The sequence below is a fragment of the Hoeflea sp. genome (genome assembly GCF_984452065.1).
This window is the reverse complement of sequence record NZ_CFHWAF010000092.1, coordinates 1-11,679: the sequence shown is the minus strand read 5'-3', so window position 1 is coordinate 11,679 and position 11,679 is coordinate 1. Positions and strand designations below refer to the sequence as shown.

Here is an 11,679-nt window from a genome sequence, read left to right as displayed (position 1 = left end):
GCAAAGGAGGCGATCTGACGGTCCCAATGGTCAGGCGTGAGTTCGCCATTCACGGCAAAGCCCTCCGAGGCGCATTCCTGCGCCCAGATCGCTTCAACCTCGGCCGGTGCCAGCTTAACCGACACATAATGCTCATAGGTCTTCAAAAACGCCTCGAAATCATCGCGCAGCCGGCGTGAGGCAATGATGATGCCACGTGTCAATTTGGCCAGGGCGTCGGGATTGTCCCGTTCAAATGCCGCGGTAGTGGCGAGCACGCCGTGCGGTTGTACCGGGACCAATCGTTTCAGTTCGGCAAAGCCAAGTAGCATTTTGAGATCGTTGTCGGCAGCGCCAGTCAGCGCCAGCGCCTCTTCGACACGAATGAGCGAGACATCGACCTCACCGGCCAGCAATTGCGCGATGCGCTCGGGCGGCGGGCCAACAACCCGCCAGTCGATCTCGTTCTCGTCGATGCCGAGGGCTGTGACGATGCAGCAGCCCATGTGGTGGCTGAGCGCTCCGATGCCGTCGACCGCCCAGGATACGCCGCGCAACTGTTTGGTGCTTTCCATCCTTGCCTGCACCACCAGATTCTGCGCCAGGGCGCGTGCCATCGATGCGACGATGCGCAGCTTTTCGCCACCGGCGCGCAATTGCAGCACAGGGCCAAGCCCGCCATAGGCGGCATCGACCTGGCCGGCCAGCACCTTCTTCATCGCCGCAACACCGCCTAGTGCCGGTGTCCACGACACCGAAAGCCCCTCCTCTTCCCAGCAGCCAAGATGAGTGGCTGCCGCGCATGCAAGGTCATCCACGCCGAACGTGGGTCCGGAACCGGCGGCAAGGCGGATGGAATGGGTATGGCTCATTATCTTTTTCCGGTGTTGTGGCGGCGCGATCATTTGCCGGCCGGCATTATCGAATGGTCGCCGCATCGCGCAACGAGGCGATCATGGAGGACCGCAGCACATAGGCGTGATGCGCTTTCGGGTCTTCCACTGTTCGGCGCAATTCGTCGTGAAAGGCGCGGCGCTTGACGGGATCCTTTTCGCCCATCATGCGCCGGTTGCGGATCGATTGCTGCTGGACGGTCTCAAGACAGACCTGTCGGCGCTGGCGTTCATAGACGCCAAGCAGCGCGTCGGCCGGTTCGCCCGCCCAGATGCGCGCCAGCTTGTCGACCAGGTTGACGGCATCGTGTATGCCGCCATTGAGCCCCATTCCGCCGAGCGGATTGTTGAGATGGGCGGCATCGCCGGCGAGAACGGCCCGACCCGCGACATAACGGTCGGCCACGCGCTGCTGCACCCGATAGGCCGTTGCATGGGCGATCTCGTAGACTCCGTCCCGGGGGCACAGCGCCTGGATGCGCGCGTTCATATTGGCCGGATCATACATCTCGGCCTCGGGCTGGTCGGAATCATTGGGCAGCAGGACGCGCCAAAGGGTCGGAGTTCGAAGTAGTACGACCCATTCATCGGGGTCGGTGATGTAGGCGATGTTGGCCAGATCCGGTATCGCCTCGTCGAAACGAAACGGCGTCGACATGGAAAGAAAGAGTTCGGGAATGGTGGTGCCCTCAAGCGTCATGCCCGATCGCTTGCGCACCATGCTGCCCGCGCCGTCGGCACCGACAACGTAGCGGCCCTGGAATGCCTCGCGCGTTCCGTCAGAGCGCTTGACCGTGATGGCCGCGCCGTCGGCGTCCTGCGTCACCTCGACCGCCTGCGCACCAAACACCAGATCAATCCCGTCATCGGCTTGCGCGTGGCGATGCAGCGCCTCGGACAATTTCCACTGCTCGCATTGCAGACGGTAGGGATGGCCGGTTTCGTCTTTGAGCAAACCCAGATCGAAAGTTGCGATCTCTCCTTCGCGGCGGTCACGAAACTGCCAGGTCGGGCAGACGAGACCGCGCTCGATCAGTTCATCGGTCACGCCGATTTCGTCGAGCATGTCGAGCGTCGGTGGGTGGAAAGTGGAGGCCCGCAAATCCTTGGGCACGTCGGAGGATTTCTCCAACACGGTCGAGGCGATGCCACGCCGGGACAAAAACGCCGCGAGCACCAGCCCAACCGGACCGCCGCCGACGATGACCACTCGGTTGGCAGTTTGTGTCATGTCGGCCAATGCCCTCGAACATCGCAAAGCCGGTCGCCGCGCCGGCGCCCGACCGATGCATATGCGTTGAAGCCAATATCCATGCCTTTGCGTTCCTGTCCAAACGGCACCGGCGTTTGCGGCGCCATCACCATCAAAGTATCGCCGGCTGGCCGGTCGCCGGCGAGCGTGCCGCCTCGGCGGCCTGCATCGGCGGCAATGTCTCGTCCCACAGCCTGGCCGTGAACCGCGCGCCTGTCACCCCGTCGGATAAGGCCGAGCACAACCAGACGATGGCGCGGCGCATGATCGATGCCGGCAGCAGATTGCCGTCGGCGCCAGTGCGGCCCGCGCCTTCAGAAGACACTGGCGGCAGCAGATCGGTATCAGAAGCACCGCCTGGCAGGTAGACATTGACGTCCACGCCGGTGCCCGCCAGATCCTGCGCCCAGATGCGCGATGCCGCTTCCAATGCGGCCTTGCTGGGGCCGTAGGGAGAATAGCCGCGCCGTACCATGGTCTGCGCGCTGGTGGAGATGTTGACGATCTTGCCGTAGCGGCGCTCGATCATGGGGCGGACGGCCGCGCGCGCGGCGCAGAACGCGCCGTTGACATTGGTGTCGACGATTTGCCGCCACGCTTCGGGCCTTGTCTCCCAGAACTTCGTTGGCTCTGTGTTGAAGGTTTCGCTGACCGCGCGCATGCCAAGCCCGGCATTGTTGACCAGCGCGTCGAGCCGGCCAAAACGGGCAAGCGCATAGGCGACCATGCGCTCGCAGGCCGCCGGGTCTGTCACATCGGCCATGAACGTGCCGTGCTCGGCGCCGGCCGGTGAAGCAGTGCGCACCAAGTGGCCGCTTTCGTCTAGCGCCGCACTTTGCCCCGCACCGGTGATCACCAGATTTGCCCCGGCCTGCGCAAGCGCGATCGCCATTTCGCGCCCCAACCCGCGCGAGCCGCCGGTGACGATGATGACGCGGCCGGTCAACAAGATCGGCTCGCCCGGCGAGGACACAACGCCCGGGCTCTTCATCCGTTCAGGCCCATATGCGGAAACCGGCGTTTGCCACGCGCGATGATGGTTGCTTTTTCCTCGGTGAACATGGCGCGCGACCCCCTGGCCCCTTCCCGGCCGAGCCCGGACATCTTGTAACCACCAAAGCCGGTGCGCAGATCGCGCACGATCGGCGTATTGACCATGACCGTACCGGTGCGCAGCGCCGAGGAAACACGAAGACCGCGCTCCAACCCTTCCGTCCAGACATAACCGACAAGGCCGAAATCGGAATCATTGGCCCTGGCGACCGCCTCCTCTTCCTCGTCAAAGACCTGCAGTGTCGCGAAGGGGCCGAAAATCTCCTCGCGACAGATCGCGATGTCGTTGTCGGGCGCAAGCATCGCGGTCGGTTCGGCGAAAAAGCCGCCGTTGCTTTGCCTGTGCAGCTTGCCGCCGGTCAGCAGGCGAGCGCCTTCGCCGGCGCCGCTTTCGGCATAGCGCAGCATGCGCTCGCATTGGGCGCGATTGATCATCGGGCCGATCTCGGTCTCTTTCGACAGTGGATCGCCGACTCTCATCTGCGCCGTGCGCTGCGCAAAACGTTCGATGAACAGCTCAGCGACGGGGCGCTGCACGAAGATGCGGCTTCCGGCCAGGCACATCTGGCCATTGTTCATGAAACTGCCAAGCAGCGCGCCGTTGAGCGCATAGTCGATATCGGCGTCGGCAAAGACGATGCTCGCCGATTTGCCGCCAAGCTCCATGGCCGGCAGTTTGATTCCCTCGGCAAGCGCCTTCAGGATCGCGCGGCCGGTCTCCGTGCCGCCGGTGAACGACACCATGTCGATCTGCGGATGCGAGACGAGCGCAGCACCCGTTATCTGCCCCCGGCCGTTGACGAGGTTGAGCACACCTTCGGGCAGGATGTCGCTTGCCAGTTCGACCAGACGCGCCACGGTCAGCGGCGTCAGTTCGGACGGCTTGACGACGCAGGCGTTGCCGAAGGCAAGCGCACCGGCGATCTTCATCGCCGTCAGGCCGAGCGGCATGTTCCAGGGACCGATGAGCCCGCAAACGCCGATCGGCTCATGCGTCACCAGCGAAAGAACGCCGTCTTCCTGGGTGAACGTCTCACCGCCCGACTGGTTGATCGCCTCGGCGAAGAAGCGAAAATTACAGGCGGCTCTGGGCACATGCATGCCACGCGTCTGGGCAAGTGGAATGCCGGTATTCACCGATTCCAGTTCGGCCAGTTCTTCGGCGTGCTCCAGGATACGATCATGGATGGCCATCAGTGCGACCTGGCGCTGTTCGATTGTGGTCTGGCGCCAGGGGCCGGTCTCAAAGGCGTTGCGGGCGGCCATCACCGCCGCATCGACCTCGGCCTCATCGGCCTCATGCAGATGCGCGATGACGGCCTCGCTTGCAGGGTCGACGACCTCGATCATTTCGCCGGCGGCGGCGACGAATTGACCGCCGATATGGCTCGTCACCGTTCTTGGCCTTCTCCGCAGTCCCTCGCGCAACGACATCAGCGCTCTTCCTTTCGATAACCGTCAGGCCCGACCGGCCGTTCCCGCCAGCCCCCGGGCGCCGGCTCCTGCTAATTGTCAGTAATGCGACAGCAGCGAACCGAAGCCCTGGATCTTGTCGTCGATACCGTTCTGGCGCAGCGCCCACCAATAGGTCGCCGTGTTGATGGCGATGACCGGCTTGTCGAGCCAGAATTCGGCAATGCCGGCGACCCGCGCCATGGCCAGATTGGTGCCGACCTGGACGATCGCCTCGACCGACGGGTCGTTCAATTCGATGATGGCGTCGCGCAGGGTCCTTTCCGATTCATGAGCGATCAGCATCGGGCTCTTGCACTTGAGGCCCTTGAGAGCCGCGACCTCAAAGCCGCAATCGGTGAAAAACCGGCGCACTTGCTCGTCGCCGACCGGCATATAGGGCGTGATGACGGCAATGCGCTTGATGTCGCCGAACGCCTTGAGCGCTGCCTGGCAGGCATCCGACCCCATGGCGACCTTGACGCCGGCGCGCTTTTTGACGCGTTTTTCCAGTTCGACGGAGCCTTCAAGCCCGTCCCAGAACGTCTCCGCCGACATGCCCATGACCAGATAGTCCGGGCTGCACGACATCACCGCATCCACCGATTGCATCATGGTCTCGCGGATATTGTCCATCAGCGCGTTGAAATCGTCATCGCTGTGGACCGGGTTGTCGGGAATGACGATGCGCGAAAAATGGTTGGTGACGCCTACTGGACGCATGGCGTCGAATTCCGGCTGGACCGACGTATTGGTGGATGGAGCGATCACGCCGAATTTCATTCGGTATCCAAGACTGTCGACCATGGTTGATTTGCTCCTCGCGTAGGTGATGCCGTGACCCGGAAATGCGTCGTCGAACCCGCTGCCGATATCGCGCAGCCGGTGCCGGGCGCCTTGTCGGAGGGAAGGTCAAGGTTTCGCTTGACAGCATAGGGTTATCCCCGCAATGTGTCAGAAAGGTTTGGACATTTCAAGTTTATTCTTTCGTATTTGTCCGACGATAATAAAACCAACAAGGCGGGTTCACGATCTTTGGGGCGCCACTGTGCGGTGCCCACAGGTTTCAACAAGCGGTACCGGATGCCGGCGGCGGCATCTGACTGTCGGACAATTGTTGAGCGCGGAACATATGAGCAATTGAAACCAACCGGAGGAGAGCCTCGAAATGTTTCCTAAATCCTTACTGGCGGTAGCTTTTATGGTCGCTTCAGCGCAAGTTGCAGCCGCCGATGTGGTCGCCCTTGGCTCCACGGCCACGGGTGGCACCAGCCAAATCGGCCGGGCGCTTGCAGCCGCGGTGTCGGAAGCCTCGCCCTTGCAGATGCGCCCGCAGGAAGTCGCCAACACCGCCGACTATATTCCCTTGGTCAATGCCGGCGAGATCGAGTTTGGAATTGCCAATGTTGTCCAGACGTATTTCGCGCAAACCGGAACGGGCATGTCGGCAGGCAGGCCCAATGAAAACCTGCGCATGGTGGCGACGCTGATGCCTTTCCGGGCAGGCTTTATCGTGCCGGTCGACAGTGAGATCCAGTCAATGGCCGATTTGCGCGGCAAGCGCGTGCCGACCTTTTCCAAGGGGGCATTGGGCCAACACGCCTTCAAGGCCGGCCTGGCCAATGGCGACCTGACCGAAGATGACGTGAACGGGATTCCGGTGCCGAACTTCCCGCGCATGTGGGCCAGCTTTGGCGAAGGCACCACCGATGTGACGGTCGTCGTCGTGGGTGCCGCCACGGCGCAGGAATTCGACGCCACGATGGGCGGCATTCGCTATATCGACCTAGACAATTCACCCGACGCGGTCGAGCGGATGCAGAAATGGCTGCCGCAAATGTTCCTCATGGAAGTTGACGGCTCGGCAAACGTTGCCGGCATCAAGCAACCGACCCATGTGATGGCGTATTACTACACGCTGTTTGCCTCCCGGGACACCAGCGACGAGCAGGTGTATGAGGTTGTCAAGTCGCTGCATGCCTCCGAAGAGAAATTGCTTGCTTCCGGGCCCTTCTTTGACGGCTTTAAGGCCGACAATATGGGCAAGCAGGTCGACATCCCCTATCATCCCGGCGCCATCAAGTTCTATAAAGAACAAGGCATCTGGGAAGAGTAAGACAAGCCGAAAGCCGCGCAGATGCGACGTTTCATCCATAACGGCGCGTCCGTCTGCGCGGTTCTCATTCCGATCCTTTCCCTGTTATGGGCTTCCGGTGCGCCGCTTTTTATGGGCATCCGGGTGTGGACGGAGCAATTGCTGATTGCCACGGCGACGCTCGCCATGGCGCTTTGCTTTCTAAGGCGCTCATTCACGCGCGATGCACGCGAACCCGAGGACGCTCCCTGGTTCGACCGTCTGGCCGCCCTTGCAGCACTCAGCTACGGCACCTATCTGACGCTGCGCTTTCCCTATCTGACGGAAAACCTCTTCTATGCCCGCCAGGAGGCGTTGGTCGTTGCCAGTATCGGCATGGTCCTGCTGCTGGAGACCGTGCGCCGGGCAATCAGCTGGCCGTTGATCCTCATTCTGGCGGCCGTGTGCCTATACGCACTGTTTTCCGATCAGCTTTCCGGACCGCTACAATCGCGCGCGGTACAGCCTGAAAGGTTGATCGTGTTCACCATTCTCGACAGCGCCTCCATGGTCGGTGCCGCGCTGACCATCGCCGTCGTCGTGGTGATCCCTTATGTCGTACTGGCCCGGCTGTTGCTGGCCAGCGGCGGTTCGGCAGTGTTTTCCGATCTCTCCGTCAGCCTGGTCGGCGGCACACGCGGCGGCGCGGGCAAGATCGCCGTTGTCGGTTCCGCCCTGTTCGGCTCGATCTCCGGCACCGCCGTTTCCAACGTGGCCTCGACGGGCGCAATCACGATTCCGCTGATGACCAAGGCCGGCTACCGGCCCAAAACAGCGGCGGCCATCGAAGCGGCATCCTCGACAGGCGGGCAATTGGTGCCGCCGATCATGGGCGCGTCCGCATTCCTGATGGCGGAGAACCTTCGCGTTCCATATGCCGAAGTCGTCGCGGCCGCGTTGATCCCGTCGATCCTCTATTATGCCTCGCTGCTGGTTTTCACCGATTTCGAGGCGGCGCGGCGCGGTCTCAAACAGGTGGAAGGCACCCGTCCTTCGACCTTCTCGGTGTTGCGGCGTGGATGGTTCGTGCTGCTGCCTTTCGTCATTTTGATCGTGGGTCTGTTTTCCTTCAACCTGCGTCCCGAAACGGCAGCGCTTGCCGCGCTCGGCTTCCTTTTCGTCATTGCGTTGTACAAGACCTATGACGGTCGCCCGATACGCGCACGCGACCTCATCAAGACATTCAAGGATGCCGGCTATATCGCCGTCGACATCGTGCTGATCTGCGCGATCGCCGGTATTGTCATCGGCGTGTTCAATCTTTCCGGCCTGAGTTTCGGGCTGACCTTCTTTCTGGTTCAGGTCGGCAAGGGATCGCTGATACTGCTGCTCATGCTGACCGCCATCCTGTGCATCATCCTGGGCATGGGCCTGCCCACCGTCGGCGTTTATCTGCTGCTTGCGGCCCTCGCAGCCCCGCCGCTGGTCGAACTTGGCGTCGAGCCGATGGCAGCGCATTTGTTCGTCCTGTATTTCGGCATGCTGTCGATGATCACGCCGCCGGTGGCGATCGCCGCCTTCGTCGCCGCGAACATGGCCCATGCGCCACCCATGAAGACCGGCATCGAAGCGGTGCGCATCGGCTGGACAGCCTTTCTGGTGCCGATGCTGTTCGTTGGCTCGCCGGCTCTGCTGCTGATGGGGACGGGCTGGCTGGAAAGTGGGCTTACCCTGGTCACCGCCATGTGCGGGATCAGCCTTGTAACGGCGGGCGTGGTGGGATGGTTCCGCGTCATGCTGGTTCCGGTCGCCCGGCTCGCCTGCATCTTGGCCGGCCTGTGTCTGTTCGTACCGCACACTATGTTCGACTATGGCGTTTTGCTGAATGGCGCCGGGCTGATCTGCGGCGCGCTGCTCTGGGTATTTGCGCTCAGGCTTGGCAATGGCACCGAAACCACCCAAGAGCAGGTCTAGAGCGCATTAATTGCCGCGATGGCGCTCAATCCGCATGGTATAGGTCATCTGGTCGGCCGGATGCCAGTTGAAAGAAGCAATCAGCACGCCCCCCACCGTGATGTAGCGGCGCAGCAATTGCAGCGCCCACGCGCCTGGCGGCAGGCCCAACGTGCGGCTGATCTCATTGGGCATGACCACGGCACGGATTTCCTGGATCACTTCGTCGATGGGGCCTTCGCCATGGTGCTCAAGCAGGCTGAAGAAAGGGCCTTCGTGACCTTCGAGTTCCGCAACCGCATCGGCGAAACGCAACGGGATGAAGCTCTGGATGTGGCAAACGGCACGTCCGCCAGGATGCGTCCAGCGCACGCCGGTTACGCGAAACCATTCCTCTCCCTCGCGTCCGCCGACACGCGCGGCAAGCTCGGCGTCGAGCATGACCCTGGTCGTTTCATGGAAGACGAACCATGTCTCGAGCGCGATCTCGACGAGTTCATGCAACGAGTCGAAGGATTGGGCATATTCCGACCTGGGATCGATCGCCACAACGCGGGTGCCCATGCCCTGCTTGCGCTCGATATAGCCCCGGTCGGTCAGATAGCGCAGCGCTTCGCGCACGGTGAACCGGCTCGTCTCGAATTCCGTGGCCAGTTCGACTTCCGTCGGCATCAGCGTACCGACCGGATATTGGCCGGCGGCCAGCCTTTCCTCCAACACCCGCTGGATCCGCTGATAGCGGGGACCCTTCCGCGTCACTTCTACGTCCTCACCAGTGTCTGAAACCGACATTTCCTGCCACCTTGCTGCCTCGCGAGGTCTATTGCTCAAATCGCTGTTATTTGTCCAATCAATTCTCTGAAAGCGACCGCTTTCAGCCCGATCCGAGCCAACAAGGAGGTTCGGTAATCTGATAAACATATGGACAAATAACTACTTGGAGTGCATAATAATCGGACATTTGACTGGCTGTTTTGGAGCGATATCCTTGTCCGTGCGGCATCATTCGACATATGGGTGGCGGGCGAAGCTCGGCCTGATCGTGCCGCCGACCAATACGGTCAATGAAAGTGAGTGGTGGCTGGCGCGGCCCAAGGGTGTGTCCTTCCACACCCACCGCATGTGCTTGCATAGCGATATCGCAAGCGCTGAAGGGCGCGCAAGACTGGACCGTGATCTAGACGACGCATTCGCCATGCTGCTGCCTGTGGGGCCGGATGTGGTTGCCTATGCCTGCACAGCCGGATCGATGGTCACGCCTGCCCGCTCCATGCCCGAAGCGCTTTCCGGCAAGCATCAGGTGAAAGCGATTACCACCTCGGCGGCCATTGTCGGTGCGCTGGAAGCGCTCGGCGCCAAAAGACTCTCGGTCGCCACGCCTTATGGCGAAACGCTCAATGCGCACGAAACCCGGTTTCTCGAGGATCACGGCTTCAGCGTGGAACGCATCCTCGGGCTGGGGATCGGCGAGAACGGTCCGGCGGAATTCCCGCTGATTGCCCGCACCGACATTGACACTGTGCGCAACCACGCCCGCTCGGCATTTGCGCCTGGAAGCGATGCGCTGGTCTTGTTGTGCACCGATTTCCCGACCCAGCCGCTTATCGTAGAACTGGAGGCCGAGCTGAGCGTGCCGGTCGTAACCTCCAACCAGGCCACCCTGTGGGCCTGCCTGCGCGCCGCCGGTCTCGACGACGAGCCCGCTGCGCTTGGCAGGCTTGCCATGCAATGAGATCCGGCAAGCAATTCGTTGAAAACGCAAAAGAGATGAAGAGAGATTGATGGCAGATCCCGCACTCAAAGCCGCCCTGGAAAATGGCGAATTCGTCCTGGCGCCAGGTGTCTTCGACCTGATTTCGGCAAAAATTGCCGACGGCATGGATTTCAAGGCCCTGTACATTACCGGCTATGGGACGGTCGCCTCCTATCTTGGCCTGCCTGACGCCGGCATTGCTACCTATCGCGACATGCTGGAACGCACCGAACAGATCGTAAAGATGACAAGGCTGCCGATCATTGCAGATGCCGATACGGGCTATGGCGGCTTGCTCAATGTCCGTCATACCGTCCTGGGCTACGAGGCGGCCGGCGTCAGCGCCATGCAAATGGAAGATCAGGAATTTCCCAAGCGCTGCGGTCACACACCCGGTCGACGGGTTATTGCGCTCGAAGACATGATCCAGAAGATCGATGTCGCGGCCGACAGCCGCAAGAGCGACGACTTCCTGATCATCGCAAGAACCGATGCGCGCACCGCGCACGGCATCGACGAGGCGATCCGTCGCGGCAAGGAATTTCGCAAGGCTGGCGCCGATGTGGTTTTTGTCGAGGCGCCCGAAACGGTCGATGAAATGCGCAAGGTTCGTGACGAGATCGATGGATCGCTCTTTGCCAACATGGTCAATGGCGGCAGCACGCCCTTGCTGTCGGCGGCACAGCTGGCCGAGATGGGTTACCAGATCGCCATTCATCCCTCGCTCGGTTTCCTGGCCGCAGGCGCGGCGCTCAGCAATGCCTATGAGGACCTGCTTGCCAACGGCAAGACGAGCGAGCGGATCGAACTTTATCCCTTCGAAGCATTCAACAAGCTTGTCGGTTTCGAGGATGTTTGGGAGTTCGAAAAGAAATACGCGAGCTGAACGCACCTCAAACAGGCAGGATTCGTGAGCATGCCGAAGACGCTTTACGACAAGTTGTGGGAAAGCCATGTGGTCCGCGATTATGGCGATGGCTCGGCGCTGCTGTATGTCGATCGCCATCTTCTCCACGAATTTTCCACGCCGCAATCGTTTCTGACGATCGAGCGTGCCAATCGCAGCCTGCGTCGACCGGAGGCAAACCTGGCTGTTGCCGACCATGCGGTGCCCACCGATTCGCGCAGCGGTCCGCGGGCAGCATTTCGATGGAGGGTGAGCCCGCCGGTGCCGATCGATCTGGCGGAGAGCCAGCGCCAGGCCCTGTTGAAGGGATGGGACGAGACCGAACAGATCTTGCAGGCCGGCGGCGCGCGCATCGCCGCCTTC

Annotated in this window: 11 protein-coding genes; 5 read left to right on the top strand and 6 right to left on the bottom strand. The window is 61.6% G+C overall.

The features are described 5' to 3' along the window. The 5 genes from AC5E6N_RS16580 to AC5E6N_RS16560 form a co-directional block, all read right to left on the bottom strand. Window positions 1–851: ABC transporter substrate-binding protein (locus AC5E6N_RS16580; RefSeq protein WP_491748856.1), on the bottom strand; the 851-nt coding region annotated here is incomplete at its 3' end. Between the two features lie 46 nt (window positions 852–897). Continuing rightward, complete coding sequence (locus AC5E6N_RS16575; RefSeq protein WP_491748855.1) at window positions 898–2,103, bottom strand: FAD-dependent oxidoreductase; 1,206 nt, start codon at window positions 2,101–2,103, stop codon at window positions 898–900. 133 nt (window positions 2,104–2,236) lie between these two features. Beyond that, the gene (locus AC5E6N_RS16570) at window positions 2,237–3,070 is read right to left on the bottom strand and encodes an SDR family NAD(P)-dependent oxidoreductase (RefSeq protein ID WP_491748854.1); all 834 of its coding nucleotides are present in this window, start codon (window positions 3,068–3,070) and stop codon (window positions 2,237–2,239) included. A 41-nt stretch (window positions 3,071–3,111) separates the two neighbouring features. Further along, the gene (locus AC5E6N_RS16565) at window positions 3,112–4,572 is read right to left on the bottom strand and encodes an aldehyde dehydrogenase (protein ID WP_491748853.1); all 1,461 of its coding nucleotides are present in this window, start codon (window positions 4,570–4,572) and stop codon (window positions 3,112–3,114) included. A gap of 117 nt (window positions 4,573–4,689) precedes the next feature. Then, the gene (locus AC5E6N_RS16560; RefSeq protein ID WP_491748852.1) at window positions 4,690–5,436 is read right to left on the bottom strand and encodes a maleate cis-trans isomerase family protein; all 747 of its coding nucleotides are present in this window, start codon (window positions 5,434–5,436) and stop codon (window positions 4,690–4,692) included. A 361-nt stretch (window positions 5,437–5,797) separates the two neighbouring features. Here AC5E6N_RS16560 and AC5E6N_RS16555 point away from each other — a divergent pair, with 361 nt between their 5' ends. Further along, complete coding sequence (locus AC5E6N_RS16555) at window positions 5,798–6,745, top strand: TAXI family TRAP transporter solute-binding subunit (protein ID WP_491748851.1); 948 nt, start codon at window positions 5,798–5,800, stop codon at window positions 6,743–6,745. Between the two features lie 21 nt (window positions 6,746–6,766). Continuing rightward, window positions 6,767–8,677, top strand: a complete 1,911-nt coding sequence (locus AC5E6N_RS16550) for a TRAP transporter permease (RefSeq protein ID WP_491748850.1) — start codon at window positions 6,767–6,769, stop codon at window positions 8,675–8,677. Window positions 8,678–8,683: 6 nt separating this feature from the next. Here AC5E6N_RS16550 and AC5E6N_RS16545 read toward each other — a convergent pair whose 3' ends face one another. Next, on the bottom strand, window positions 8,684–9,415 hold the full coding sequence (locus AC5E6N_RS16545) for a GntR family transcriptional regulator (RefSeq protein WP_491748849.1): 732 nt from the start codon (window positions 9,413–9,415) through the stop codon (window positions 8,684–8,686). 235 nt (window positions 9,416–9,650) lie between these two features. Here AC5E6N_RS16545 and AC5E6N_RS16540 point away from each other — a divergent pair, with 235 nt between their 5' ends. The 3 genes from AC5E6N_RS16540 to AC5E6N_RS16530 all read left to right on the top strand — a co-directional run. After that, on the top strand, window positions 9,651–10,388 hold the full coding sequence (locus tag AC5E6N_RS16540; protein WP_491748865.1) for a maleate cis-trans isomerase family protein: 738 nt from the start codon (window positions 9,651–9,653) through the stop codon (window positions 10,386–10,388). Window positions 10,389–10,437: 49 nt separating this feature from the next. Beyond that, window positions 10,438–11,295: an isocitrate lyase/PEP mutase family protein gene (locus tag AC5E6N_RS16535; protein WP_491748848.1), complete on the top strand. Its 858-nt coding sequence runs from the start codon at window positions 10,438–10,440 to the stop codon at window positions 11,293–11,295. A gap of 30 nt (window positions 11,296–11,325) precedes the next feature. Next, the coding region (locus AC5E6N_RS16530) for an aconitase family protein (protein WP_491748847.1) at window positions 11,326–11,679 on the top strand (354 nt) is incomplete at its 3' end.